Genomic DNA, 26,291 nt, shown 5'->3' on the forward strand with positions numbered 1-26,291 from the left:
CGGGCCGGCGGGCTGTCCCGCCGGCCGGCAGGCCACGCCCCCTCGTCGGGGCCGGTGGCCGGGGCCCAGTGGTCTAGGGTAAGTCGGGGCCGGGTATCCAAGTTATGGCTCATTCGCGAGGCGCCAAGGGGCGCGCCAAGGACTCCCGCCAGGGCCGCAGCCAGCGTCAGCTGCGTGTCGGCGAAGAGCTGCGCCATGCGCTTGCCGCCGTTCTGGCGCGCGGTGAGCTGCGCGACCCTCATCTGGCCGAGGTCAGCCTGACGGTGACCGAGGTGCGCGTCAGCCCGGACCTGAAAAGCGCCACCGCCTTCGTGGTGCCGCTGGGCGGTGCCGACCTCGACCCCATCATTGCCGCGCTGAATCACGCCGCCAGTTTCCTGCGCGGCCAGCTCGGCCAGGAGGTGCAGCTGCGCCACACCCCGCGCCTTTCGTTCCAGGCCGACCACTCCTTCGACGAAGCTGCCCGGATCAACGCCATCCTGCACCATCCGCGGGTCGCGCAAGATGTCGAGGCGGACGAGGAAGAAAGCGGCGACGCGGACCAGGATGAGGACGGCCATGGCGAGTAAGGCGGAGACGCCCGCCGTGAATGGCTGGATCATCATCGACAAGCCTCTCGGGCTCACTTCGACCCAGGTGGTCGGCCGGGTGCGACGCATTCTACGGCCACGCAAGGTCGGACACGGCGGCACCCTCGACCCGTTGGCCAGCGGCCTCTTGCCGATCGCGCTCGGCGAGGCGACCAAGACCGTCTCCTACGTTATGGACGGGCGGAAGAGCTACCGTTTCACCCTGCGCTGGGGGCAGGCGACGGCAACCGACGATGCCGAGGGCAAGGTGATCGAGGAGGATGCGCACCGCCCGGACGAGGCCACGATCCGCGCCGTCCTGCCGGGCTTCACCGGTGAGATCGAGCAGATCCCCCCGCTCTATTCAGCAATCAAGGTGGGCGGCCAGCGCGCTTACGACCTGGCCCGCGCCCAGGCCGACTTCGAGCTGAAGTCGCGCAAGGTGACGGTCCACGCCATCACCCTGCAGGCCATGCCCGACCGCGACCACGCGGTTTTCGAGGTCCATTGCGGCAAGGGGACCTATATGCGCTCCCTGGCGCGCGATCTCGGGCGGGCGACAGGGACGGTCGCACACATCGTAGAGTTGCGAAGATTAACCGTCGGCCCGTTCACCGAGGCCAACGCGATTTCGCTGGATTCCCTGGAATCTATGGGGCATAGTCCCGCCGCCTTGGAGCAGGTGCTCCCGGTTGAGACTGCGCTGGACGACATCCCGGCGCTGGCTCTTTCCGAGACCGAGGCGAACCGCCTGCGTTGCGGTCAGGCCGTGTCCATGGTGGCACGTGCCAACCGCGATCGCATCAGCGAGCTCAGCAACGGATCCATTGTCTTTACCACAACCGGCGGTAAGCCGGTGGCATTGGCCCGTTACGAGGCAGGCGACATTCATCCGGTCCGGGTTCTGAACCTTTAGTTTATTGGAGACATGACGATGTCGATCACCAACGAGCGCAAGACTGCGCTGGTCGAAGAGTATGGCACCCATCAGGGTGACACCGGGTCGCCGGAAGTTCAGGTCGCAATCCTCTCGGAACGCATCTCGAATCTCACCGAGCACCTCAAGACCCACAAAAAGGATTTCCACTCGCGCCGCGGCCTCCTGGTTATGGTCGGCCAGCGCCGGCGCCTGCTGGATTACGTTAAGGGCAAGGACAAGGCGCGTTACGACGGCTTGATCCAGCGCTTGGGCCTGCGCCGCTGAGGCGCGGACCCACGGAAGATTCCCGGTGTCGCGGTGCCGGCGCCTTGGCCCTCAGGCCATTGCGATGGTGCCGCCCACCCGGGGACGATCGGAAGGCATGAACGTAAGCGACATCGTGACTGTGCCGGCGCGATGCATTTTTGAGGGCCGGGCCGACGTAAGGAGCGTCCGGGGAAAGCTTCCCCAGGACGGGCGCTCCTTGCGCGGGTCCGGCGCTTTGCTTTCCGGCACAAACTGACGACTGCCATCCGGGCGCGTCAGTTCCGCAAGTGTCAGGTTGGAAGGACCTAACAAGCATGTTTGATATTCATAAGCAGGAAATCGAGTGGGGCGGCCGCAAGCTGACCCTGGAAACCGGCCGCATCGCGCGCCAGGCCAACGGCGCCGTGCTGGCGACTTACGGCGACACCGTGGTGCTGTGCACCGCGGTTGGCGAGTCGGCGCCGCGCCCGGGCATGGACTTCTTCCCGCTCACCGTGAACTACCAGGAAAAGACCTTCGCCGCCGGCAAGATCCCGGGCGGCTTCTTCAAGCGTGAAGGCCGCCCGTCGGAGAAGGAGACCCTGGTCTCCCGCCTCATCGACCGGCCGATCCGCCCGCTCTTCGCCAAGGGCTATAAGAACGAGACCCAGGTGATCTGTACCGTGCTGAGCCACGACCTGGAGAACGATCCCGACATCGTCGCCATGGTCGGCGCCTCGGCGGCGCTCACCATCTCCGGCCTGCCGTTCCTCGGGCCGATTGGCGCCGCGCGCGTCGGTTACAAGGACGGCCAGTACATCCTCAACCCGCTGATGGATGAGATGGGCGATTCCCAGCTCGATCTCGTCCTCGCCGGCACCCGTGACGGCGTGCTGATGGTCGAGTCGGAAGCCCAGGAGCTTTCCGAGGAAATCATGCTGGGTGCCGTCGCCTTCGGCCACGAGCAGATGAACCCGGTCATCGACTGCATCATCGCGTTGGCCGAGCGCTGCGCGAAGGAGCCGCGCGACGTGCCGCCGCCGTCCGCCGAGGTTGAAGCGGTCAAGGCCAAGCTGATCTCCGGCGGCATTCTCGACAAGCTGACCGAGGCCTATACCGAGGTCGACAAGCTGTCGCGCCAGGCCAAGGTCGCCGCGGTGCGCGAAGCCTCCGTCGCCGATTTCAGCGACGAGGAAAAGGAACGTGCATCCGGCCTGTTCAAGTCGTTGGAAGCCGACGTCGTGCGCGGCAACATCCTGAAGACCGGCAAGCGCATCGACGGCCGCACCACCGTGGACATCCGGCCGATCAAGGCCGAGGTCGGCGTTCTGCCGCTGACCCACGGTTCGGCCCTGTTCACCCGCGGCGAGACCCAGGCGCTGGTCACCACCACCCTGGGTACCGGCCAGGACGAGCAGCTGGTCGACTCGCTGGAAGGCAGCTACCGCGAACACTTCATGCTGCACTACAACTTCCCGCCCTACTCGGTGGGTGAGTGCAGCTTCCGCCTGGCTCCGGGCCGTCGCGAAATCGGCCACGGCAAGCTGGCGTGGCGTGCCGCGCGCCCGCTGCTGCCGGCCAAGGAGGATTTCCCCTACACCATCCGCGTGGTTTCCGAGATCACCGAGTCCAACGGCTCGTCGTCGATGGCGACGGTCTGCGGCGCTTCCCTGTCGATGATGGACGCCGGCGTGCCGCTGAAGCGGCCGGTGGCGGGCATCGCCATGGGCCTGATCAAGGAAGGTGATGACTACGCCGTGCTGTCCGACATCCTGGGCGACGAGGATCATCTCGGCGACATGGACTTCAAGGTCGCCGGCACTGATACCGGCGTCACCTCGCTGCAGATGGACATCAAGATCACCTCGATCACCAAGGAGATCATGGAGGTCGCGCTGAATCAGGCGCGTGACGGCCGCATGCACATCCTGGGCGAGATGAACAAGGCCCTGACCTCGGCCCGCGAGGACGTGTCGGGCAATGCCCCGCGCATCACCGTGATCAACATCCCGAAGGACAAGATCCGCGAAGTGATCGGCACCGGCGGCAAGGTCATCCGCGAAATCTGCGAGGAGACCGGCGCCAAGATCGACATCGAGGACGACGGAACGGTGAAGGTGGCCGCCGTCGACCAGGATCAGGCCCAGGCGGCCCTCGACTGGATTCGGTCCATCGTGGCGGAGCCGGAGATCGGCGAGATCTACAGCGGCAAGGTCGTGAAGGTGGTCGACTTCGGCGCTTTCGTGAACTTCCTCGGCCCGCGCGACGGCCTGGTCCACATTAGCGAGTTGGCGCCCGAGCGCGTCAACACCGTCACTGACGTGGTGAAAGAGGGCGACGCGGTGAAGGTGAAGTGCATTGGCATGGACCGCGGCAAGGTGAAGCTGTCCATGAAGCGCGTGAACCAGGAGACCGGCGAGGACTTGGAAGCCAAGGCCAGCTAAGGTTTCTTCCGGATCGAATGAGACGAGAGCCGGCGCGGGGTCGACCATCATGGCCTCTGCGCCGGCTTTTTCTTTGCCGCTTCCCGCCGACTATCTGCCCCGGGTGATGGGGCACCGCGGCGCCAAGGCGCTGGCGCCGGAGAATACACTCTCGTCCATGAAGGCAGCGGCCGAGGCCGGCGCCACCTGGGTTGAGTTCGACGTCATGCTGACCGGCGATCGCAGGCCGGTGCTGTTCCACGACGACACCCTGCTCCGCACCACCGGCCGCAAGGGCGCCATGGCGAAGACGCCTTTTGCCGAGGTGACGGCGCTGGACGCTTCTCTTGGGTTCGCGCGCCGCTACGGCCGGCGCCGGGCGGAGGATTTCCACGGACGCGACGACTGCCGCGTGCCTTCGCTGGAGGAAACGGTTGCCAGCCTGCTGGACCTCGGCCTGACACCCAACGTAGAGATCAAGCCGACCAAGGGCCTCGCCGCCGAGACGGCGGAGGTGGCGCTGGCGAAGCTGCTGGAACTGTGGCCGACCGACCGCTTGCCGCCGCTGATCAGCAGCTTTGAGCGCAAGTCCTTAGCGGCGGCCAAACGCGTGGCGCCGCACTGGCCGCGCGGGCTCCTAGCCGAGGAGTTACCGCGCGACTGGCGCCGGGCGATGGCCGAACTTGAGTGCTACTCGCTGCACCTGGACTGGCAGCGGACCCGCCGCATCGACGTGGCGGCGGTGAAAGCGGCGGGTTATGCCGTCGCGGTCTATACGGTCAACGGCGTGCGCGCCGGCCGGCGGCTGCTCGACAAAGGCGTCGATTGCCTGATCACCGATCGCCCGGACCTGCTGATCCCGGCGCTCGACACCTGATCTTTGAAAACGGTTTCGGCTTACTCGCTCGGCCGGCTCATGCGGCCCGGCGAGGGTATGCCGATGATGTTGTAGCCGCCGTCGACGAAGTGGACCTCGCCGGTGACGCCCTGCGACAGGTCGGAGGCGAGATAGAGCCCGGCGGAGCCGACCTCTTCCAGCAGCACGTTCCGCTTCAGCGGCGCGTGGTCGCGGTTCCAGCCGAACACGAAGCGCGCGTCGCCGATCGCCGAGCCGGCGAGGGTGCGCATCGGCCCGGCCGAGATGGCATTCACGCGAATACCATCCGCGCCCAGGTCGACGGCCAAGTAGCGTACGCTGGCTTCCAGCGCCGCCTTGGCGACGCCCATGACGTTGTAGTTCGGCGTGACGCGCTCGGCGCCCAGGTAGGACAGGGTAATCAGGCTGCCGCCGTTCGGCATCAACGGCGCAGCCTCGCGCGCCACCGCGGTGAAGGAATAGCAGGAGATCGCCAGCGTGCGCCGGAAATTGGCCCGGCTGGTGTTGAGGTAGCGCCCCTTCAACTCCTCCTTGTCGGAATAGGCAATGGCGTGGACCACAAAGTCCAGCGCGCCCCAGGTCTCGCCCAGCTTGGCGAAGACGCCCGTTACATCGCTTTCTTGCTCGACGTCACAGGGCAGCACCAGCGAGGAGCCGACGGATTCGGCAAGCGGTCGCACCCGGCGTTCGAAAGCCGATCCCTGAAAGGTGAAGGCCAGTTCGGCCCCTTGCTTGCGAAGGGCTGTCGCAATGCCCCAAGCGATGGAATGGTCGTTAGCCACTCCCATGATTAGGCCGCGTTTGCCGGCCATCAACCCAGCCATTTACTTGAGCCTGCCCTGGTTATCCTTCGAAGCGTTTAAAGGCGAGGCTGGCGTTGGTGCCGCCGAAGCCGAAGCTGTTGGACATCACGCAATTCAGCGGCACGTTCTCTTCCAACGTGCGAACGATCGGCATGCCCTCGGCCTCTGGGTCGAGATTGTCGATGTTCGCTGAGGCGGCGACGAAATTGTTGTCCATCATCAGCAGCGAATAGATCGCCTCGTGTACGCCGGTCGCCCCCTGGGAATGACCGGTCAGCGATTTGGTGGAGGACACCCGGGGCATGTCGGCGCCGAAGGCCTCGCGGATCGCTTTCAGTTCGGTGATGTCGCCGACGGGCGTCGAGGTGCCGTGAGCGTTGATGTAGTCTACCGGAGTGTTGCCCAGGCTCTGCATGGCCAGGCGCATGCAGCGTACCGCCCCTTCGCCCGACGGGGCCACCATATCGGCGCCGTCGGAGGTTGCCGCGTAGGCCGCGACTTCCCCGTAGATCTTCGCGCCGCGTGCCTTGGCGTGCTCCAGTTCCTCCAGCACGATGACGCCGCCGCCACCCGAGATGACGAAGCCGTCGCGATCGCGGTCATAAGCGCGGCTGGCCCGGCCCGGCGCGTCGTTGTAGCCGCTGGACAGTGCGCCCATGGCGTCGAACAGCACGGTCAGGGTCCAGTGCAGCTCCTCGCCGCCGCCGGCGAACATAACGTCCTGTTTGCCCATCTGAATCAGTTCGGCGGCGTTGCCTACGCAGTGTGCAGAGGTCGAGCAGGCGGAGGAGATCGAATAGCTCAGGCCCTTGATCTTGAAGGCCGTAGCGATGTTCGCCGAGTTGGTCGACGACATGCAGCGCGGCACCATATAGGGTCCGACCCGCTTGGGACCCTTGGTGCGCGCCAGGTCGGCGGCTTCTACCTGGTTCGAGGTCGAGGGGCCGCCCGAGCCCATGACGATGCCGATGCGCTCGTTCGACGCTTCGGCATCGGTCATGCCGGCATCGGCGATGGCTTCCTTCATGGCGACGTAATTGTAGGCCGCGCCATCGCCCATGAAGCGCCTGACTTTGCGGTCGACATGGTCGTCCAAATTGATCTTCAGTGATCCGTGGACGTGGCTGCGAAAGCCCATTTCCGCGTAGGTATCGCAAAACTCGATACCCGAACGGCCGGCTTTCAGGGCATCGATCACTTCGGCCTTGTTGTTGCCGATGCTGGAGACGATGCCCATTCCGGTGACGACGACTCGGCGCATAGAAATCCCGTTGGTCCTGCGGCTGTGGTCTCTTGTTACTCGACGAGTCCGAAGGTTCCTGCCCTGGCCCCATCGCTATCGCTGTTGGTTCGGGCCCGCCCTTCGCGTGTCAGCCCGCATCCTCGCGTGTCAGACGGACTGCGGCTCGCGCTGGAACAGGCCCACCTTCAGATCCCTGGCTTCGTAGATCGGCTTGCCGTCGGCCTTCATGATGCCGTCGGCGACGCCAAGCACCAGCTTGCCCATGCGCACGCGCTTGAGATCGAGATGGTAGCTGACCATCTTGACCGCCGGCGTCACCATATCGGTGAATTTGACCTCACCAACGCCCAACGCGCGGCCGCGGCCCGGGGCGCCGAGCCAGCCGAGGAAGAAGCCGACCAGCTGCCACAGAGAGTCGAGGCCGAGGCAGCCGGGCATCACCGGGTCGCCCTCGAAATGGCAGCCGAAGAACCAGAGATCCGGCTTGATATCGAATTCCGCGACGATGTGACCCTTGCCATGCTCGCCGCCGTCTTCGGTGATCTCGGTAATGCGGTCGAACATCAGCATCGGCGGCAGCGGCAGCTGTGCATTGCCAGGACCGAAAAGCTTGCCGTGCGCACACTTGAGCAGATCTTCGTAGCGAAAACTGTTCTTTCTCTCGGTCAATAGATCCACCTGGTCGGCACCCGTCTGTTATCGCGTGGCGCCATCGCGGGGCGCCATGTCATCTCCAAATCGCACGTCATGGCCCTCTGCGTCCGGCACATTTGTGTCCCGTTTCAACTCCCTACATAGGTAGGGCAGCGCATTAACGCCACGACAAAAAGCGTTGCCGCACAAGGCCTCCCGGTATTCGGGGAGGCGTCCGGCCAACGCCTCGCGGACTATAGCATAGGAAAACTGCTGTCAAACAGCTTCAACAGCCTCACGAGGTGCGGCGGCTGCCGCGAGGCCTCAGCGAAGCGCCCGGAGCGCAAGCCTTTGGAGAGGCTGGCCTCGCATGGTTAACGGGCGGTTAACAGCCCGTTGGGGTCGGCCTGTGGGGGCTCTCCTTTGTGCTGATGCGTTTTATAGACGTTCCAAAGAAATTGACATGAGTATGTTTTTGCCCCTTTAATCGAAGAAGCTGGGAACCATATACCGGGATACCATGACCAAGGATCGTCCATACAGCGCGCTCGTTCAGCGCCTCAAGACGGCCGGCCTGCGACCGACCCGCCAGCGTCTGGCGCTTGCCAAGCTGCTGTTCGAGGCTCCGGGCGGCTGCGATCGCCACATCACGGCCGAGCAGCTGCATGCCGAGGCCGTGGGCGATAATGTGCGCGTCTCGCTGGCGACCATTTACAACAGTCTGCACCAGTTCACCGATGCAGGGCTCCTGCGCGAGGTCGTGGTCGAATCCGGTCGCTCCTACTTCGACACCAACGTGTCGGATCACCATCATTTCTATTTCGAGGACAGCGGCCGCCTGCAGGATATTCCCGGCGAGATGGTCCAGCTCGATAGCCTGCCGCCGCCGCCGGACGGCGCCAAGGTTGCGCGCGTCGACGTGATCATCCGGCTGCAGGACGGCGAGTAGACGGCCCCGCCGCTTCGCCCGCGTGGGGTGGTTTCGCCGCCTCTTAAAACTCCCCTTAGAATCATTCTAAACTGTTGACAGGCTGTTGCCCTGAGGCTATTTAGTGCCCATCAGGGGGCGGTCCTCGTGGCGTTTCAGGCGCCGCGGCGGACGGCAAACAAGCCCCTCTCTAAAAAGACCTCGGGCGCCCTCTAACCGCCCAATCAAGTCTCACCTACAGGAGAGAGAGCCATGTCGCTGAAGAACTCGAAGACCGAAAATAATCTGAAGGACGCCTTCGCCGGCGAGAGCCAGGCCAACCGCCGCTATCTCTATTTCGCACAGAAGGCCGACATTGAGGGTTACAACGACGTTGCCGCGGTCTTCCGTTCCACCGCCGAGGGTGAAACCGGCCATGCGCACGGCCACCTGCAGTACCTCGAGGAGGTTGGCGACCCGGCCACCGGCGAGCCGATCGGCGACACCGTGCTGAACCTCAAGTCCGCCATTGCCGGCGAGACCCACGAATACACCGACATGTATCCCGGCATGGCGCGCACGGCCCGCGAAGAGGGCTTCGACGAGATCGCTGACTGGTTCGAGACGCTGGCGAAGGCTGAGAAGAGCCACGCCGGCCGCTTCCAGAAGGCTCTCGACACGATGGCTTGATTTCTGGCTCCGGGATCCCGGACTCGGCACCGCTCCGCGAAGCGGCGCCGGCCGGGTTCCCTTGCCAGGAACTCTCATGTGAGTGCAGGTCCGAAGCGTCCGGCTGCCCCGGCCCGCGAAGCGGCGGCCGCCGCCGCTTCGGATCCCTGCTGCTCACATGAGGCGCCCCGTCGGGCGTCGTCGTGACCTTCTCAGCAGGCTATCCCGGATCGGCCCCGAAAGCAGGCCGGGCTCCAGATGACCGGACTTGCCGTCCGCGTTGCCGCTTTCCGGTCCTGCATGCGACGATAGCGCCGTCAGCTGCCCGCCAGTGACCCGGGGCGCCACCGGAATGGTTGTGCGCGACAATTGCGAGGGGAAGACATGAGCGAAGGCGGCTTGAACGCGCCGGTGCGTCATCCGATTGATTGGAACGACCCGGATTTCTACGACTGGGACAAACTGAACGCGGAAGTCGAGCGCGTGTTCGACATCTGCCATGGCTGCCGGCGCTGCTTCAATCTCTGCGACTCCTTTCCACGACTCTTCGATCTGATCGACGAGTCCGAGACCGGCGAACTCGACAGCGTCGACAAGGCAGACTACAAGCCCGTCGTCGATGCCTGCACGCTCTGCGACATGTGCTTCATGGTGAGCTGCCCTTATGTGCCGCCCCACGAGTTCAACATCGATTTTCCGCACCTGATGCTGCGCTATCGCGCCGCCGAACGGAAGCGCGGCCACGGCGATTTCCGCGTCGAGCAACTGACCAGGACCGACCGCAACGGCAAGCTGGCCGGCATGGCGCCGGGCTTGGTGAACTGGGCCGGCGACACCTCGAACAAGTTGACGCGGCCGATCATGGAAAGCGTTGCCGGCGTCGCGCGCGAGGCGGACCTGCCGAAGTTCCACGGCAAGACCTTCGCCCTGCGCGCCAAGCAGCAGCCGGCCGAAATCAATGCCGCCGCGCCGGCCAAGGGACGCAAGGTCGCGCTCTATGCCACCTGCTTCGTGAACTACAACAACCCCAAGATCGGCGAGGCCGCCCGTGCCGTGCTGGCGAAGAACGGTGTCGAGACCGAGGTCGTCTATCCGTCATGCTGCGGCATGCCGCAGCTCGAGAACGGCGACATCGAGAAGGTCGCGGAGTCAGCCAGGCGGGTTTCCGCAGAACTCTGCACATGGATCGACAAAGGCTATGACATCGTCGCGCTGACACCGTCCTGCGCCTTGATGCTGAAGTTCGAATGGCCGCTGATTCTGCCTGACAACGAGACGGTCGCGAAGCTGGCGGAGCACACCTCGGACATCACGGAGTACGTCGTCGACATAGCCAAGAAAGAAGGCCTGGCCGACGGCCTGAAGCCGCTGCAAGGCGGCGTCGCCCTGCATATGGCCTGCCATGCCCGCGCCCAGAACATTGGCGCCAAGGCAGCGGAAATGCTGCGCATGGTGCCCGAGGCCGACGTGAAGGTGGTCGAGCGCTGCTCGGGCCACGGCGGCTCCTGGGGCGTCATGAAGGAAAACTTCGACGTCGCCATCAAGGTCGGCCGCCCGGCGGCACGCCAGGCCGCGCAGGCGGGCAAAGCCTACATCGCCTCGGAATGCCCCCTGGCCGGCCAACACATCCTTCAGGGCATCGATCGCCTGCAGATGGAAAACAAACCCAAGGTCGCCGAGAGCTATCACCCCATCGAGCTCTTCGCCAAGGCTTACGGCCTGGTCGAGTAGCGCGACCTCTCACACGATGAGGAGTGCAACGACATGAGCACTGGACTTGCCATGAAACGACAGATCACCCGCGAAGACATCCTGCCGATGGCCAGCTACGAAGCAGAGCGCCGCGAGCTGCGCCGTGACCTGGTGGCCAAGAAGAAATTCCGCCGCCAGGACGTCGGCCCGGTCTGCACGTTCTATTTCGAGAACTACGACACCATGTGGGCGCAGGTGCATGAGATGCTCTATATCGAGCGCGGCGGCGAGGAGCAGATCGCCGACGAGCTCAGCGCCTACAATCCACTGATCCCGCAGGGCCGCGAACTGGTCGCGACGGTAATGTTCGAGATCGACGACGCCCAGCGCCGCAAGACCTTCCTGTCCAAGCTGGGCGGCATCGAGGAAATGGCGTTCTTCGAGATCGACGGCGAGCGCGTCGTCGGCAAGCCGGAGGAGGATGTCGACCGCACTACCGCGGACGGCAAGGCCTCCTCGGTGCAGTTCATCCACTTCCCCTTCAGCGAGTCGCAGATCGCTAAGTTCAAGTCACCGGGAACCCGGGTCATCCTGGGTTTCTCGCATCCGGAATACGGCCACATGACGATCCTGCCGGAAGAGGTGCGCGCGGCCCTCTCGAAAGACTTCGACTGAGCACGCGCCTGCCTCGCCTTTCGAGCAAGGTCTCCGTCTACTCCAGTATCTCGCCGGGATAGAGGCCGTAAAAGGCGTCGCGCTCCAGCCAGCCGGAGAAGCCGTTCGCGCTCACCTCGCACCAGTCCTGCTGGCAGCGATTCAGCACCCCGACCACGCCGGCGTCGACCAGGGCGACTCCGGGAGAGTCGGGCTCCGGGCGGCGGCGCAGGATGTGGCGCTTGCCGGTCACCAGGATTCCGCGCTGGCCCTGAACCATTGACTGGTGGACCCAGCCCTCGGTGCCTTGCCAGTCACGGATGCGCCGCCAGGTGTCAAACTCGTCGACGATCTCCACGGGCATGCCGCGGCGCTGGTAGACCCAGTCGATGGGATAGCGGGTGCCCGGACCGGTTCGCAGGTTGACCTCTGCCGCACGCAGCGAGACGAAGCGCGGCAACGGCAGACCGGTGCGCCCGGCCGGTGCCACATGCTCGGTGTCCCCCACCCTGCCGGCGTCCGTCTCGGTGGCCGGGTCGTCTGTCTGGGCAGCTGCGGGGTGGCCAGCGGCGACGGCTGCGCCCAGCACCACGCCCAGGAGCAAACCTGGAAACAGGAGCGGCAGGCGGTTGGGCAGGGGGCGAAGCCTCGACATCCCGTTTTCCTAGCCGCCGCTTCGGCGCCGGGTCAAGAAGCTGGCCGGTGCCGGGGCGGCGGTTTGTCCAGGGTCCTGGCCGAAAGTGGCCTGTCCCCTGGACAAGCCAGCGCCCCGCCTGCTATGGCAAAGCCGCGAATTCGGTCCCTTCGCGCCCGCTTGACCATGGCCCGAGGCCCCCGCGGCCCGCAGCTCGAGTTAGGAAGCAATGCCCCAGAAAAAGGTCCGTGTCATCGTCACCCGCCGCCTGCCCGATGCCATCGAGACGCGGATGATGGAGCTGTTCGACTGCCGCCTGAACATCGAGGACAAGCCGATGAGCCAGGCCCAGTTGATCGAGGCTGCGAAGGAGGCCGAGGTCCTGGTGCCGACCGTGACCGATCGCATTGACTCCGCTGTCCTGTCCCAGGCCGGGCCGCAGTTGAAATTGATCGCCTCCTTCGGCACTGGCGTCGACCATATCGACCTGAAAACGGCGCGCCAGCGCGGCGTCACCGTGACCAATACGCCCGGCGTGCTGACCGAGGATACCGCGGACATGACCATGGCGCTGATCCTGGCGGTGCCGCGGCGCCTTGCCGAGGGCGAGCGTCTGGTGCGCGCCGGCGAGTGGCAGGGCTGGGCGCCGACCGGCATGCTGGGCCACCGGGTGAACGGCAAACGCTTGGGCATCATCGGCATGGGCCGCATCGGCAGCGCCGTTGCGCGCCGCGCCAAGGGCTTCGGCATGTCGATCCATTACCACAACCGGCGCCGTGTGCATCCCGCCGTGGAAGAAGAGCTGGAGGCGACCTACTGGGAAAGCCTCGACCAGATGCTCTCGCGCATGGACATCATCTCGGTCAACTGCCCGCACACCCCGGCGACCTTCCACCTGCTTTCCGCGCGCCGGCTCAAGCTGCTGCGCGAGGAGGCCTATATCGTGAACACCTCGCGTGGCGAGGTGGTCGACGAGAATGCCCTGACCCGCGCGCTGGAGGCCGGCGAGATCGCCGGCGCCGGTCTCGACGTCTTCGAGCACGAGCCGGCGGTCAATCCCAAGCTGCTGCGTCTCGACAATGTGGTGCTGCTGCCGCACATGGGCTCTGCCACCATCGAGGGCCGCATCGCCATGGGTGAGAAGGTCATCATCTCCATCAAGACTTTCGTCGATGGCCACACCCCGCCGGACCGCGTCCTCGAGACGATGTTCTGATCGGCGGGCAGGCCGCCGGTTTCCTTCAGCGGCTTTCTCACTTCACCGGACAGGGCCCGTCGGTCGAGGCGTCGTGCACGCGGATGGCGCCGGTGACGATGGCGTCCTCGGCGGCGTCGGCGGCGGCTTCCATCTGCGGCGTGATGAGGTCGCCGTTGTCGTCGTCCAGCACCCAGTCGAGGCCGCCCTCGGCAAGGCCCAACACCTTCACGCCGGGCTGCCATTCGCCGTCGCGCGCCGCCGTGAAGTTGTCGTAGACGGCGACGTCGATGCGTTTCCTCATGGAGGTCAGCACCCGCCCGGGGTGCAGGCCGTTCTGGTTGGAGTCGGTGCCGATTCCCAGCACCTTGGCGTCGGCCGCCGCCTGCAGCACGCCGATTCCCGTGCCGCCGGCCGCCTGAATGATGACGTCCGCGCCGCGTTCGATCTGCGAGCGCGCGAGTTCGGCCCCGCGTGACGGGTCGGTCCAGGCCGCCGGGGTCGCGCCGGTCATGTTCACCAGAACTTTTACCCTGCGGTCGACGCTGCGCGCGCCCAGGACGTAGCCGCAGGCGAACTTGCGGATGATCGGGATGTCCATGCCGCCGACGAAGCCGATGACCTTGGACTTGGAGGCCATGGCCGCCAGCACGCCGACGACGTAGGAGCCTTCCTGCTCGCGGAACAGGATCGACTGCACGTTTGGGGCATCCACCGCCGCATCGACGATGGCAAACTTGGTGTTGGGAAACTGCGGTGCCACCTCGGCCAGGGCGCTGGCGTGGTTGAAGCCGATGGCGACAATGGGCGAGAAGCCCTTCTGCGCGAAGGTCCGCAGCGCCTGCAGCGACTGTGCGGGCGAAGCGATCTCAAACTCGCCGTAGTCCTCGCCGGTCTCCTCGCGATAGCGCTCGGCGCCGGCGAAGGCGGCCTCGTTGAAGGAGCCGTCGAACTTGCCGCCGACGGAATAGATCACCGCCGGCCTGGCGAAAGCCTCGCCGGCGGCGGCCAGCAGCAAGACAATGATAAGGTAGGGACGGGCAGACTTCGTGGTCACGGGGCGGCGACTCCGCAACAAGGGGGAACAAGCCGTTGGACTCTAGGCGATTTTGCGGATTTCCGAAAGACGGTGCCCTACACTGCGCAGAGCGCTTCGCCGGTGCGGTAGTCGACGGTCTTGAGATCGCGAATGGTGGCCTGCGGGCCGCAGAGGGCGCAGTCGGGGTCGCGCGGCACCTTCACCTTGCGGAAAATGGTCTCGAGAGAGTCGAAGAGGACGAGGCTGCCGGCGAGCGAGGTGCCGATGCCGAGGATCTCCTTCACCACTTCATTCGCCTGCAGCGCCCCCAGGGTGCCGGCCAGCGCACCCAGTACGCCGACGTCGGCGCAGCTTTCCTTGGGATCGCCTGGCTGCGGACCGAACAGGCAGCGGTAGCAGGGTGTCTTGCCGTCGTGAGCTCTGAAGGTAGAGAGCTGGCCGTCGAAGCGCATGATGGCAGCGGACACCAACGTCTTCTTTGCCAGGTAGCAGGCATCGTTGGCCAGGTAGCGGGTCGGGAAGTTGTCGGAGCCGTCGGCCACCAGGTCATAGCGCGCAATAAGGTCGAGGGCGTTGTTGGGCGAAAGCCGCGTGTTGTGCACCTCGACCGTCACCTCGGGGTTGATCTCGGCGAGGCGCCGGCGCGCGGATTCGACCTTGGACATGCCCACGTTGGCGGTGTCATGCAGCACCTGGCGCTGCAGGTTTGAGAGATCGACCACATCGTCGTCGACGATGCCGAGGGTGCCGACGCCTGCCGCGGCAAGGTAGAGCAGCAGCGGCGAGCCGAGGCCGCCGGCACCGATCACCAGCACCCGGGCATTCAGCAACTGCGCCTGGCCGTGCTCGCCGATCTCCGGCAGCACCAGGTGGCGCGCGTAGCGGTCGATCTGATCGTCGCTGAAATCCATGGCTTCAGTCTAGCGCCTTGAGGCCGTTGGACAAAGGGGTGCTACAGCCCTTCAAAGAGGGCAGTGGAGAGATAGCGTTCGGCGAAGGATGGCAGAATGGCGACAATGGTTTTGCCGGCCATTTCCGGGCGGGCGCCGATCTCCATGGCCGCACAGAGTGCCGCGCCCGAGGAGATGCCGACCGGCAGGCCCTCGACCCGGGCTGCCTCCCGCGCCATGCGGAATGAGGTGTCGTTGCCGATGCGCAGGATCTCGTCGATGAGGGCGGTATCCAGGTTGCCCGGCACGAAGCCCGGGCCGATGCCCTGGATCTTGTGGGGGCCCGGCTGTCCGCCGGACAGCACCGGGCTGTCCTCCGGCTCGACCGCGATCATCTTCACGTCAGGCTTGCGTTGCTTCAGCACACTGCCCACGCCGGTCAGCGTGCCGCCGGTGCCGACGCCAGACACCACCACGTCGACCTCGCCGCCGGTGTCCTTCCAGATCTCCTCCGCCGTGGTGCGGCGGTGGACCTCCGGGTTGGCCGGGTTGTTGAACTGCTGCGGCATCACCGCGCCGGGATTCTTGGCCAGAATCTCCTCGGCCTTGGCGACGGCGCCGGTCATGCCCTTGGCGCCTTCGGTCAGCACCAGTTCGGCGCCCAGCAGGCGCAGCATCTTGCGGCGCTCGTCAGACATGGTCTCCGGCATGGTGAGGATCAGGCGGTAGCCCTTGGCGGCGCAGACGAAGGCCAGCGCGATACCGGTGTTACCGCTGGTCGGCTCGACGATCATGCCGCCTTCCTTCAGCTTGCCGTCGCGCTCCAGCGCCTCGATCATGGCTAGGCCGATGCGGTCCTTCACCGACGCCAAGGGGTTGAAGAACTCGCACTTGCCGAGGATGCGGGCCTTGCCGGCTCCATGTGCCTCGGCCAGGCGCTTCACCCGTACCAGCGGCGTGGCGCCGATGGTGTCGACGATCGAGTCATAGATCTTGCTGCGGAATTCGCCGCCCGAATTATCGCCCATTGCGCGCTTTCCGTTCTCTGAGGATTTTTATCGGATCAGATCGTGAAGTCCCGGATCTGGCGGGCTTCGCTGGTGATGCCCTTCTCGCGCGCCCTGTCACAGAGTTCCTCGATGGTCATGGCGTCGAAGCGTTCCATCATCTGCTGTTGCATCTCGTTCCAGATCGGGCGCAGCACCTTTACACCCAGCTCGGAGCCGTCGGGCTCGTTCGCCGGATCGGCGGTGCCTTCGAGCTGGCGCACGATGCGGATGATCTCGCCGACGGAGATGCGGCGCCGCTCGCGCGCCAGGCGGTAGCCGCCCTTGGGGCCGCGCTGGCCGGCGAGGATGTTGTGGTGGACGAGCTGCTGCAGCACCTGTTCCAGATAGCGCCGCGGAATGCCCTGGCGTCGCGAGATGTCGGTGGAGCGCACCGGGCCGGCGCCAGCGTGGTAGGCGATGTCGACCACGGCCTCGATGGCGAAGAGCAGCTTTTTCGACAGTCTCAGCATGGCGGTTCAGCTACCCGCAACCGCGGTCTTTTCTGAGGCGAATCCGGTCGAACCGAAGCCGCCTTCGCCGCGCGCGCTGGCCTCCAGGTCGGCGCTTATCGTCCAGGCGACGCGGGCGTAGGGAGCCACCACCATCTGGGCGATGCGGCTGCCGCGCTCGATGACGAAGGGCTGGTTGCCGTGGTTGATCAGTACCACGCCCACCTCGCCGCGGTAGTCCGCGTCGATGGTGCCGGGTGCGTTCAGCACGGTGATGCCGTGCTTGAGCGCGAGGCCGGAGCGCGGCCGGACCTGCGCCTCGGTGCCGCCGGGCAGCGCGATGGCGATACCGGTGGGGATCAGCCGCCGCTCGCCCGGCTGCAGCGTGACCGGCGCCGTCACGGCGGCCAGCAGGTCCATGCCGGCGGAATCGCTGGTGGCATACTCGGGCAGGGAAAGGTCGGCGGCGTGGTCGAGGCGTTTGATGGCGACGCTGAGGGCTGTCATGTCGGTCTTCGCGGTCCCTGTACTGGTCTGGTTGTCTCTACGTTGTCGTTCGCTCAGTGGCCGAGTGTGGTGGCGATCTGCCGGCACAGGCGTTCGGCCACCTCCACCTTGGTCATCTGCGGCCAGTCGTCGACGCCCTCGGCGGTGATCAGATGGATACGGTTGTCGTCGCCGCCGAAGGTCGCCGACCCCGGCGCCACGTCGTTGGCCAGAATCCAGTCGCAGCCCTTGCGTGCCAGTTTGGCCCGGCCCTGCTCCACTACCTTCTCGGTTTCGGCGGCAAAGCCGATCACCAGGCTCGGGCGCTGGGCGCCCGCAGCGGACAACTCGGCCAGGATGTCCGGGTTCTGGGTCAGCTGCAGCGCCGCCAAGCTTCCGTTGTCCTTCTTCAATTTTTGTTGCGCGGCGTTGGCGGCGCGCCAGTCGGCCACCGCGGCGGCGCAGACCGCCACCTCAACCGGCAGGGCGGCGCGGCATGCGGCCAGCATCTCCTGCGCGGTTTCCACGTGTACGGTCTTAAGACCCGGCGGGTCGGGCAGCTGGCTGGGGCCGGAGACCAGCGTGGTCTCGGCGCCATGACGGGCCAGTGCCGCTGCGATGGCATGGCCCTGCTTGCCGGAGGAGCGGTTGGCGATATAGCGCACCGGGTCGATCGGCTCGTGGGTCGGTCCTGAGGTGACCAGCGCGCGCAGGCCGCTCAAGGCACCCAAAAGGCCTTTGCGCGCATTCAATGCTGCCTCGATGGCGGCGAGAATCTCGGCGGGCTCGGCCATGCGTCCGAAGCCGTATTCGCCGCAGGCCATGTCGCCCTCGTTCGGGCCGACGGTGGCAACGCCGCGCGCTTTCAAGGTTGCGAGGTTCGCCTGGGTCGCCGCGTGCTCCCACATGCGCACGTTCATCGCCGGGGCGACCAGCACCGGCTTGTCGGTAGCGAGCAGCGCGGTGGACGCCAGGTCGTCGGCGCGCCCTTGTGTCATCTTGGCCAGGATATCGGCGCTGGCCGGCGCCACCACCAGCAGGTCGGCGTCGCGCGACAGCTGGATGTGGCCCATCTCCGCTTCGTCGGTCAGGTCGAAGAGTTCGCCGTAGACCTTCTCTCCGCTCAAGGCCGAGAGCGACAGGGGCGTCACGAACTGGGCGCCGGCCTTGGTGAGAATGCAGCGCACCGCCGCGCCCTTTTCCTTGAGGCGGCGGATAAGCTCCAGCGATTTATAGGCTGCGATCCCGCCTGAGACGATCAGGAGAACCCGTTTTCCGGTCAACACGGTGGTTACGCCCAGATTTCACGGTGAACAGTCGTGAATAACCTAGGGGCTCGCCTGTTGGAAGGCAAGCGGTGCGCGGCGCGCGCCGGTTCAATATTTAAAGTCAGTTGGTTATAGGAGAGCGGCCAGGGCGACGGCCAGCGCGGCGAGCGCTACCGGCAGGGCCCAACGGGCCAAGCCCCCGCCATTGCGCGCGGTCAGTTGAGCGATGGTTTCCGGGTGCAGGCGGATGCGTCCGTCGGCCAACTCCTCGGTCGCGCGTTCCAGGTTGTCGGCCAGCGCCGGCAGCTGGCGCAGGCTGTGCAGCACGTCCTCGACACTTTCACGCAGGCGTGCCTGGGGCCCGCGGTTCTCGCGCATCCACGCGTCGATCAGCGGCTGTGCCAGGGTCCAGATATTGAGCGAGGGATCGAGCCGCCGGCTGACGCCCTCGGCCATCAGCATGTTCTTCTGTAGCAGCAGCAGTTGCGGCTGCACCGGCAGCTCGAAGGATTCGGTGAGGCGCAGGAGCTGCGCCAGCAGCCGCGCGAAGGAGATCTCGTTGAGCGGGCGCCCCGCGATCGGCTCGCAGACCGAGCGCAGCGCCTGCGCGAACACATCGAGGGCGTGGCCCGAGGAATCGCTCTTCGGCAGGTAACCGGCTTCCATGTAAACCGCGGCAAGGCGATGGTAATCACCGTCCAGCGTGGCGATAAGCATGTCGGCTAGGTGGCGCCGGGTACGCCAATCCATTCGCCCCATGATGCCGAAATCGACGGCGACGATGTTGCCGTCCTCGGCGACCCACATGTTGCCGGGGTGCTGATCGCCATGGAAAAAGCCGTCTCGGAACACCTGGTTGAAGAAAATTCCGGCGGCCTTGGTCAGCACCTCGGCCAAGTCGTGGCCGGCGGCGAGCAGCGCGTCGCGGTCGTCCATCGGGATGCCGTCGACGCGCGACATGGTGAGCACCCGCCGCGACGAGCGGCGCCAGTCGATCTCCGGCACATTGTAGGTCTCGTCGCCGGCAAAATTCTCTGCCAGTTCGGAGGCTGCGGCGCCTTCCATGCGCAGATCCATCTCCAGGCGCACGGTCTCTTCGAAGACGCGCACCGCCTCAACCGGGCGGAAGCGCCGCAGCTTGGGCTGCGCGCGTTCGACCCACTCGGCGACCCAGTAGAAGAACTCCAGGTCGCGCTCGAAGGCTTTCTCGATGCCGGGGCGCAGGATTTTGACCGCGACCTTCCTGGGCTCGGAATGGGCTTCATCCTCCGACGCGACGGTCGCCTCATGGACCTGAGCGATGGAGGCGGCGGAGACCGGCTGCGGGTCGAAGGTGAGGAACAGGTCCTCGACCGGGCCGCCCAACTCCTCCGCGATGATGCTGCGCGCGAGCGCACTGTCGAAGGGCGGCAGGTGGTCCTGCAGCTCCGCGAGGTCCAGTGCCACCTGCTCACCCAGCAAATCGGCGCGAGTCGACAGCGCCTGGCCCAGCTTGATGAAGCTGGGCCCCATCTCGGTCAGAGCACGCGCCATCTTCTGGCCCGGACGGCCTTCGGCCTGGCGGCGCGAGACGCGGCGCACGAACCACACCAACCCGGGCGCGACGCCGACTTCTTCCAGCGGCGCCAGGGCGTCGTGACGCGCCAGGGTGCGGGCGATGCGCAGGAAGCGCAGCAGGGACCGGAAGGTGCGCAGCATTGCGGTGTCTGTCTCGGTTCTTCGGTCTCGGGCTTAGATGCGCCAGCCGGAGTGCAGCGCGGCGATGCCCCCGGAAAGGTTGCGGTAGCGCACCTGCGACAGGCCGGCGGCAGACATCATCGCCGCCAGTTGCTCCTGCGGCGGGAAGCGGCGGATCGATTCGGCGAGGTAGAGATAGGATTCCCGGTCGCCGGCGACGGCCGCGCCCATGGCCGGCAGCACATTAAAAGAGTACCGGTCGTAGAGATCGGCGAAGACCGGCATCACGACGCGGCTGAATTCCAGGCAGAGGAACCGCCCGCCCGGCTTGAGCACGCGGCGCGCCTCGGCCAGCGCGCGGTCGATGTGGGTGACGTTCCTCAGGCCGAAGGCGATGGTGTAGGCGGTGACCGAGCGGTCGGGCAGCGGCAGACGCTCGGCGTCGCCGCAGACCCAGGAGATACCCTTCAGCAGGCCGCGGTCGATGGCGCGGTCGCGCCCGACCGACAGCATGTCGGGAGTCAGGTCGCAGACGATCACCTGGCCCCCAGGATCAGAAGGCGCTCCGCCGTGACCCTGGCCTTCCAGGCGGTCGAGCACGCGGAAGGCGATGTCGCCGGTCCCGCCCGCGGTATCCAGCAGCCTGAGGCCCGGGCGGGGGTTCAGCCAGTCGACCATGGCGCTCTTCCACAGCCGGTGGACGCCGCCGGACATCAGGTCGTTCATCAGGTCGTAGCGGCTGGCGACGGACTGGAAGACTCCCTGGACCAGCGACGGTTTTTCCGCCTCGTCGACCTCGCGGTAGCCGAAATGGGTGGTGGAGGGGTCTTCCCCTCCCGTGTCGGAAGCTTGGCGTGAGTTCATCGCGCGGACCATAGCGCGCGCGGCGGCGGCGCGCTACTCTGCGCGGCACTTCTTCCTAGGACCATTTTTTCGCAACCCTACCGGACCTTATACCAGCCGATGCCAGAGCTGCCTGAAGTCGAGACCGTGGTGCGCGGCCTGCGCCCCAAGCTGGAAGGCCATGTGCTCCAGCGGGTCGAGCAGCGCCGGCCGGACCTGCGCTTTCCGTTTCCGGTCGACTTCGCCCAGCGACTGACCGGGCGCCGGGTGGAGGCCATCCGCCGCCGCGCCAAGTACATGCTGCTGCAGCTCGACGATGGTCAGGTCCTGTTGTGTCATCTGGGCATGTCCGGGCGGATGATGATCATCGAGCGCGGCCGGGACGGCAGCCGGGTACCGCTTGATCGCCATGACCATGTGGTCTTCACCACCGAGGCCGGGACCGAGGTCCGATTCAACGATGCGCGCCGCTTTGGGATCATGGACCTCATCGACGGTGCGGCACTGGACGTGCATCCGCTGCTGCGCAGCCTGGGACCGGAGCCTCTGGGCAACGATTTCAACGGCCCCGCCCTCGCCGCGGCGTTGAAAGGCAAGCGCACGCCGATCAAGGCGGCGCTGCTCGACCAGCAGGTGGTCGCCGGCCTCGGCAACATCTATGTCTGCGAGGCGCTGTTCTCCGCCGGAATCTCGCCGCGCCGTGCCGCCTACACGGTACAGGGCAACCGCGCCGAGAAACTGGCCGCCGCTGTGCGTCAGGTGCTGACCCGCGCCATCGAGGCCGGCGGCTCATCGCTGCGCGACTATGTCCAGGCGAACGGGGAACTTGGCTACTTCCAGCACGAATGGGCCGTCTACGGCCGCGAAGGCGAAGCGTGCCGCCGCTGCGGCACGGCCATCAAACGCCTGGTGCAAAGCGGCCGGTCCACCTTCTATTGCTCGCGCTGTCAGAAATGAGAAGCTCATCAATGACACCGGAGGATTCTGTTTCCATGTCCGCGGCTCTGGGTTAGGAAACCGCCATGCTTCGCGCGCCGCAGCGTCTCCTCATCGCCATGGCCCTGGTCCTGCTGGCCTTAGTCGTCCAGCCGGGACCCGTCGCCGCACAGGCGCAGAACGACGCGGAGCGTTATGTCGCGGGCATTCCCGACCTGCCGCTGATGCCGGGCCTTGAGGCCCTGCCCGACAGCGGCGTGGTCTTCGACAAGCCGGGCGGCCGCATCGTCGAGGCTTTCGCCCAAGGCAATGTGTCGCCGCCGTCGGTCACCGCATTCTATGACGAGACGCTGCCGCAGCTCGGCTGGCAGCGCGAAGCGCTCGGCGTTTACCTGCGCGAAGGCGAGCGCCTGCAGCTCGCGTTCAGTCAGGACGCCGGCAAAATTACCTTGCATTTCAGGCTGTTGCCGCAATAGAGACCCGCAAGGAGAGAATTGCCGCCGAGTCGTTGCAGCGGTCGCGCGATCACAGCACTCTGCGGCGGTACATGAAGCCGGAAGGAAGAGGTTTATGAGCTACGAGAACATCATCGTCGAGAAGGAAGACGGCGTCGGGGTGATCACCCTCAACCGGCCCAAGGCGCTGAACGCGCTGTGTAAGGCGCTGATCGTCGAACTGGAAACGGCGCTGGATGACCTGGAAGCCGACCATTCCATCGGCTGCATTCTCCTGACCGGCTCCGAGAAGGCCTTTGCCGCCGGTGCCGACATCAAGGAGATGAAGGACAAGACCTATCAGGAAGCCTATGCCGAGGATTTCATTACAGAAGGCTGGGAGCGTCTCTCGCACACCCGCAAGCCGGTGATTGCCGCGGTGGCCGGTTACGCCCTGGGCGGTGGCTGCGAGATTGCCATGATGTGCGACTTCATTCTTGCCGCCGATACCGCGAAGTTCGGCCAGCCGGAAATCACCATCGGCACCATTCCCGGCTCCGGCGGAACCCAGCGCCTGACGCGTTTCGTGGGCAAGGCGAAGGCGATGGAGCTCTGTCTCACCGGCCGCATGATGGACGCCGAGGAGGCCGAGCGCGCGGGGTTGGTGGCGCGCATCGTTCCGGCGGCGGATCTTTTGGACGAAGCGAAAAAGACGGCGCGCAAGATCGCCGGCCTTTCGCGCCCGGTGGTGATGATGGCCAAGGAGGCGGTGAACCGGGCCTACGAGACGACCCTGGCGGAGGGGATCAAGTTTGAACGACGAGTCTTCCACGCCACCTTTGCCCTGGACGACCAGAAGGAGGGTATGGCCGCCTTTGCCGAAAAGCGCTCGCCGAATTGGAAGAATCGCTGACCGGCGCACCCGGAGGGACTGCCGGAGGGGCGGCGGTTAACCCTGATTTTCTTTGCATATCAGGGCCTTTCCGGGGGCTTCCCTGGGCCTTAATGGTGGCTTGACGCAGCGGAGGGTGGCGGCTATAACCCCGCCTTCCTCACTACTGAGAACGAAGTTTTAGGCATATGGCAAACCATCAATCGGCCAAGAAGCGGATACGCACCAACGCCCGCCGGGCGGAAGTCAACGGCGCCCGCGTGGGTCGCATCCGGACCTTCGTGAAGGCCGTCGAGCTGGCGATCGCCAACGGTGACAAGACTGCGGCACAGGCCGCGCTGAAAGCGGTCGAGCCGGAGCTGGCGCGCGGCGTGCGCAGCGGCGTGATGCCGAAGAACACGGTGGCGCGCAAGATGTCGCGCCTGTCGGCCCGCGTTAAAGGGATCGCCTAGGACCGCTACGCCGGCCGGGAATCGCGCAAGCGCCGCTTCGCAGATAGTTCGACATTCCAGGCTGTCATGATACCGCGCCTTCATTGAAGGCGCGGTTTTTCGTGTGCGCAGACCGAGAGCATGATGCGTCGGCTATTCGTTTCCGTATCAGCCGTTTTCGCATGCTGGTTTAAAGACTTTTCGGCGCATGATGCGCGTCGGATTCTGCGCTGTTGCATGTGTGCCGCCGGACCAAAAAAAATCCCGTTCCCTATTCGATCCGCTTGTCACCTGAAGTCTATCTGGCTACATTAACTCTGTCGCGCTTGGGGGTCCTGAGAAAGAAATTCTAGGAAAAAACAAAATAAAAAGTCGCATCAATCAAGTAATTCGCGAAATGAATTATTTAGATTGTAGCCGCCGCGGCGAGGGGTGGATGCACCTCTAGGATGTCGTTGTTTTTTTCCGACCCGCCTGGCTCTTTGGGCCTCTCCCAAGCCGATTGCTCGAACAACTAAAGACCCACGAGGTTGCTGACCACGTCATGGACGATGCTTGTGCTTTCGCGAAGAATTACCTCTGGCAGCAGTGGCGCACGGTAAGGGTCGGAACGCACGCGGCGCTTGAGGGGGTAGTCTGAGATGGTTGGTGGTGACGGTGAAGCGACGATCATCGAGCAATGGGCCCGCGTCCGGGGCCGTCTGCGTGCAGAAGTCGGTGAAGCGGCTTATCGCAGTTGGTTGAAGCCCCTCATCCTTGCGGGTTCGCGAAACGGCAGGCTGCGTCTTGCTGTGCCGACGCGCTTCATGCGCGATTGGGTGGCGAGCAACTACGCCGAACGTCTCTCCACGTTGTGGGGCGAAGAAGATCCGACGATCGGCGGCATCGAGATCGTCGTGCAGCCGCCGGCGCGTCCGACACCAAAGCCCGGTGGCGCGTTGATCGGTGGCGCTGTGGATTCGCAGGCTGCGGAGCTGCGGCCGCGTGAAACCCCTGTGCAGGAGACACGCGCCGGCGCGCAGCTGAACGGCATGAACGCGGCGCGTGGCTACGACAGTGACGTCAGGACTGCCAGCGCGGCGCCGGTGATCGCGACACAGTCGGGCTACGGCACGGAATCGCAGTCGCCAAGCGGGATGCGCGACGGGATTTCCGCGCCGCTCGACCCGCGTTTCACTTTCGACAACTTCGTCGTCGGCAAACCGAACGAGCTTGCCTATGCTGCGGCGCGGCGTGTTGCAGAGGCTCCGACCCCGCCGTTCAACCCACTGTTCCTCTACGGTGGTGTTGGTCTCGGCAAGACACACCTGATGCACTCCATCGGCCTGCAGATCAAAAAGCAGTCACCCGAGCGCCGCATCATCTATCTCTCGGCCGAGAAGTTCATGTACCAGTTCGTGCGCGCCCTGCGCACGAAGGACACCATGGCGTTCAAGGAGCAGTTCCGGTCCGTCGACGTGTTGATGATCGACGACGTGCAGTTCATCGGCGGCCGCGAGGCGACACAGGAAGAGTTCTTCCATACCTTCAATGCGCTGGTCGACCAGAACCGCCAGGTCATTATCTCGGCGGACAAGAGTCCCAGCGACCTGGAGGGCGTCGAGGAACGCATGCGCTCGCGTCTGGGCTGGGGCCTGGTCGCCGACATCCACCCGACGACCTACGAGTTGCGCCTCGGCATTCTGCAGGCCAAGGCGGAGCAGTCGAGCACCGAGGTGCCGGTGAAGGTCCTGGAGTTCCTCGCCCACAAGATCACCTCCAACGTGCGTGAGCTGGAAGGCGCTCTCAACCGCATCCTCGCCCATGCCACCCTGGTCGGCCGGCCGATTACTTTGGAGACCACCCAGGAAGTACTTCACGACCTGCTGCGGGCCAACGACCGCCGGGTGACCATCGAGGAGATCCAGAAGCGGGTCTCGGCCCACTTCAACGTCCGCATCGCCGACATGCATTCGGCCCGCCGGGCCCGCGCCGTGGCCCGGCCCCGCCAGGTGGCCATGTACCTCTCCAAGCAGCTGACTTCCCGCTCGCTGCCCGAAATCGGACGCAAGTTCGGCGGCCGCGACCACACCACGGTGATGCACGCCGTGCGCAAGGTGGAGGAGCTGAAGGCCACCGACGCCAGCTTCGCCGAAGACGTCGAGCTGCTGCGCCGCATGCTGGAAGCCTGATATCAGCCCCCGGGCTGGCTTTTTCAGCCCCCTGCCCTCTATTGCGGGGCGGGAAAAGCCAGCCAAAAGAGTCGCTTAGCAGCTGCACTCGCGGCGCCCGGCCCACGGGCCGGCCGAGGCGCCCCAAGTGCGCTTAAAGCTTACGTTTTCCCCCTTCCATGCTATACTCCGCGACCGCGCTGCGGAGCCGCATTTCCGGGCTTGGCGCGTGGTGCCGATGGCCCCCCAGGGCGGCGCCGGCGCGGCCCGGGAAATCCGGCGC

At 65.5% G+C, this 26,291-nt stretch carries 27 protein-coding genes; 15 read left to right on the forward strand and 12 right to left on the reverse strand.

The features are described 5' to 3' along the window. The first annotated feature begins 104 nt into the window (after nt 1-104). From rbfA to WDC82_RS06695, 5 genes are all read left to right on the forward strand, one after another. Nucleotides 105-569 (forward strand): 30S ribosome-binding factor RbfA, encoded by a 465-nt coding sequence (rbfA, locus tag WDC82_RS06675; protein ID WP_340116473.1) that lies wholly within the window; start codon nt 105-107, stop codon nt 567-569. Then, nucleotides 559-1,485 (forward strand): tRNA pseudouridine(55) synthase TruB, encoded by a 927-nt coding sequence (gene truB / locus WDC82_RS06680; protein WP_340116474.1) that lies wholly within the window; start codon nt 559-561, stop codon nt 1,483-1,485. Before rbfA ends, truB begins: the two co-directional genes overlap by 11 nt. Nucleotides 1,486-1,503: 18 nt before the next feature. Further along, on the forward strand, nt 1,504-1,773 hold the full coding sequence (gene rpsO / locus WDC82_RS06685; RefSeq protein ID WP_340116475.1) for a 30S ribosomal protein S15: 270 nt from the start codon (nt 1,504-1,506) through the stop codon (nt 1,771-1,773). A gap of 296 nt (nt 1,774-2,069) precedes the next feature. After that, a complete protein-coding gene (pnp, locus tag WDC82_RS06690; RefSeq protein WP_340116476.1) occupies nt 2,070-4,178 on the forward strand; it encodes a polyribonucleotide nucleotidyltransferase in 2,109 nt (702 codons plus the stop codon). Nucleotides 4,179-4,227: 49 nt separating this feature from the next. Next, complete coding sequence (locus WDC82_RS06695; RefSeq protein ID WP_340116477.1) at nt 4,228-5,034, forward strand: glycerophosphodiester phosphodiesterase family protein; 807 nt, start codon at nt 4,228-4,230, stop codon at nt 5,032-5,034. 20 nt (nt 5,035-5,054) lie between these two features. Here the strand turns inward: WDC82_RS06695 and WDC82_RS06700 are convergent, their stop codons facing one another. The 3 genes from WDC82_RS06700 to fabA form a co-directional block, all read right to left on the reverse strand. Then, on the reverse strand, nt 5,055-5,858 hold the full coding sequence (locus tag WDC82_RS06700) for an SDR family oxidoreductase (RefSeq protein ID WP_340116478.1): 804 nt from the start codon (nt 5,856-5,858) through the stop codon (nt 5,055-5,057). 19 nt (nt 5,859-5,877) lie between these two features. Further along, on the reverse strand, nt 5,878-7,098 hold the full coding sequence (gene fabB, locus WDC82_RS06705; protein WP_340116479.1) for a beta-ketoacyl-ACP synthase I: 1,221 nt from the start codon (nt 7,096-7,098) through the stop codon (nt 5,878-5,880). Between the two features lie 129 nt (nt 7,099-7,227). After that, nucleotides 7,228-7,749: a 3-hydroxyacyl-[acyl-carrier-protein] dehydratase FabA gene (gene fabA, locus WDC82_RS06710; RefSeq protein WP_367576124.1), complete on the reverse strand. Its 522-nt coding sequence runs from the start codon at nt 7,747-7,749 to the stop codon at nt 7,228-7,230. 484 nt (nt 7,750-8,233) lie between these two features. Between fabA and irrA the strand changes: the two genes are divergently transcribed. The 4 genes from irrA to WDC82_RS06730 all read left to right on the forward strand — a co-directional run bounded on the left by irrA (nt 8,234) and on the right by WDC82_RS06730 (nt 11,656). Next, nucleotides 8,234-8,662, forward strand: coding sequence for an iron response transcriptional regulator IrrA (gene irrA, locus WDC82_RS06715; RefSeq protein ID WP_340116481.1), 429 nt, complete (start codon nt 8,234-8,236; stop codon nt 8,660-8,662). Nucleotides 8,663-8,893: 231 nt separating this feature from the next. Beyond that, nucleotides 8,894-9,310 (forward strand): rubrerythrin family protein, encoded by a 417-nt coding sequence (locus WDC82_RS06720; protein ID WP_340116482.1) that lies wholly within the window; start codon nt 8,894-8,896, stop codon nt 9,308-9,310. 363 nt (nt 9,311-9,673) lie between these two features. Further along, nucleotides 9,674-11,020, forward strand: a complete 1,347-nt coding sequence (locus tag WDC82_RS06725; protein ID WP_340116483.1) for a heterodisulfide reductase-related iron-sulfur binding cluster — start codon at nt 9,674-9,676, stop codon at nt 11,018-11,020. A gap of 33 nt (nt 11,021-11,053) precedes the next feature. After that, a complete protein-coding gene (locus tag WDC82_RS06730; RefSeq protein ID WP_340116484.1) occupies nt 11,054-11,656 on the forward strand; it encodes a DUF3501 family protein in 603 nt (200 codons plus the stop codon). Between the two features lie 37 nt (nt 11,657-11,693). Here the strand turns inward: WDC82_RS06730 and WDC82_RS06735 are convergent, their stop codons facing one another. Beyond that, nucleotides 11,694-12,290: an SH3 domain-containing protein gene (locus WDC82_RS06735; protein WP_340116485.1), complete on the reverse strand. Its 597-nt coding sequence runs from the start codon at nt 12,288-12,290 to the stop codon at nt 11,694-11,696. A gap of 208 nt (nt 12,291-12,498) precedes the next feature. On the opposite strand from WDC82_RS06735, the gene WDC82_RS06740 reads away from it, so the two are divergent. Beyond that, entirely contained in the window at nt 12,499-13,485 is a 987-nt protein-coding gene (locus WDC82_RS06740) for a D-glycerate dehydrogenase (RefSeq protein WP_340116486.1), read from the forward strand. Nucleotides 13,486-13,522: 37 nt separating this feature from the next. Here the strand turns inward: WDC82_RS06740 and WDC82_RS06745 are convergent, their stop codons facing one another. From WDC82_RS06745 to ubiE, 8 genes are all read right to left on the reverse strand, one after another. After that, nucleotides 13,523-14,521: a BMP family ABC transporter substrate-binding protein gene (locus WDC82_RS06745; protein WP_340116487.1), complete on the reverse strand. Its 999-nt coding sequence runs from the start codon at nt 14,519-14,521 to the stop codon at nt 13,523-13,525. 77 nt (nt 14,522-14,598) lie between these two features. Next, nucleotides 14,599-15,414 (reverse strand): molybdopterin-synthase adenylyltransferase MoeB, encoded by an 816-nt coding sequence (locus WDC82_RS06750; RefSeq protein WP_340116488.1) that lies wholly within the window; start codon nt 15,412-15,414, stop codon nt 14,599-14,601. A gap of 41 nt (nt 15,415-15,455) precedes the next feature. After that, nucleotides 15,456-16,421, reverse strand: coding sequence for a cysteine synthase A (gene cysK, locus WDC82_RS06755; RefSeq protein WP_340116489.1), 966 nt, complete (start codon nt 16,419-16,421; stop codon nt 15,456-15,458). A 35-nt stretch (nt 16,422-16,456) separates the two neighbouring features. Next, a complete protein-coding gene (locus WDC82_RS06760) occupies nt 16,457-16,912 on the reverse strand; it encodes an Rrf2 family transcriptional regulator (RefSeq protein ID WP_340116490.1) in 456 nt (151 codons plus the stop codon). 6 nt (nt 16,913-16,918) lie between these two features. Further along, on the reverse strand, nt 16,919-17,398 hold the full coding sequence (gene dut, locus WDC82_RS06765) for a dUTP diphosphatase (RefSeq protein WP_340116491.1): 480 nt from the start codon (nt 17,396-17,398) through the stop codon (nt 16,919-16,921). 53 nt (nt 17,399-17,451) lie between these two features. Next, nucleotides 17,452-18,663 (reverse strand): bifunctional phosphopantothenoylcysteine decarboxylase/phosphopantothenate--cysteine ligase CoaBC, encoded by a 1,212-nt coding sequence (gene coaBC, locus WDC82_RS06770; protein WP_340116492.1) that lies wholly within the window; start codon nt 18,661-18,663, stop codon nt 17,452-17,454. A 111-nt stretch (nt 18,664-18,774) separates the two neighbouring features. Beyond that, entirely contained in the window at nt 18,775-20,343 is a 1,569-nt protein-coding gene (ubiB, locus tag WDC82_RS06775; RefSeq protein ID WP_340116493.1) for a 2-polyprenylphenol 6-hydroxylase, read from the reverse strand. A gap of 33 nt (nt 20,344-20,376) precedes the next feature. After that, nucleotides 20,377-21,186, reverse strand: coding sequence for a bifunctional demethylmenaquinone methyltransferase/2-methoxy-6-polyprenyl-1,4-benzoquinol methylase UbiE (gene ubiE / locus WDC82_RS06780; protein ID WP_340116494.1), 810 nt, complete (start codon nt 21,184-21,186; stop codon nt 20,377-20,379). Between the two features lie 99 nt (nt 21,187-21,285). On the opposite strand from ubiE, the gene mutM reads away from it, so the two are divergent. From mutM to dnaA, 5 genes are all read left to right on the forward strand, one after another. Then, nucleotides 21,286-22,122 (forward strand): bifunctional DNA-formamidopyrimidine glycosylase/DNA-(apurinic or apyrimidinic site) lyase, encoded by an 837-nt coding sequence (gene mutM, locus WDC82_RS06785; protein ID WP_340116495.1) that lies wholly within the window; start codon nt 21,286-21,288, stop codon nt 22,120-22,122. Between the two features lie 65 nt (nt 22,123-22,187). Continuing rightward, entirely contained in the window at nt 22,188-22,577 is a 390-nt protein-coding gene (locus tag WDC82_RS06790) for a hypothetical protein (RefSeq protein ID WP_340116496.1), read from the forward strand. Nucleotides 22,578-22,671: 94 nt separating this feature from the next. Continuing rightward, entirely contained in the window at nt 22,672-23,448 is a 777-nt protein-coding gene (locus tag WDC82_RS06795) for an enoyl-CoA hydratase (RefSeq protein ID WP_340116497.1), read from the forward strand. A 167-nt stretch (nt 23,449-23,615) separates the two neighbouring features. Beyond that, nucleotides 23,616-23,879, forward strand: a complete 264-nt coding sequence (gene rpsT, locus WDC82_RS06800; protein ID WP_340116498.1) for a 30S ribosomal protein S20 — start codon at nt 23,616-23,618, stop codon at nt 23,877-23,879. 620 nt (nt 23,880-24,499) lie between these two features. Continuing rightward, nucleotides 24,500-26,029, forward strand: a complete 1,530-nt coding sequence (gene dnaA / locus WDC82_RS06805) for a chromosomal replication initiator protein DnaA (protein WP_340116499.1) — start codon at nt 24,500-24,502, stop codon at nt 26,027-26,029. The last annotated feature ends 262 nt before the right edge of the window (nt 26,030-26,291 follow it).

The organism is Pelagibius sp. 7325 (assembly GCF_037652055.1).
Taxonomy (GTDB): Bacteria; Pseudomonadota; Alphaproteobacteria; order Kiloniellales; family Kiloniellaceae; genus Pelagibius.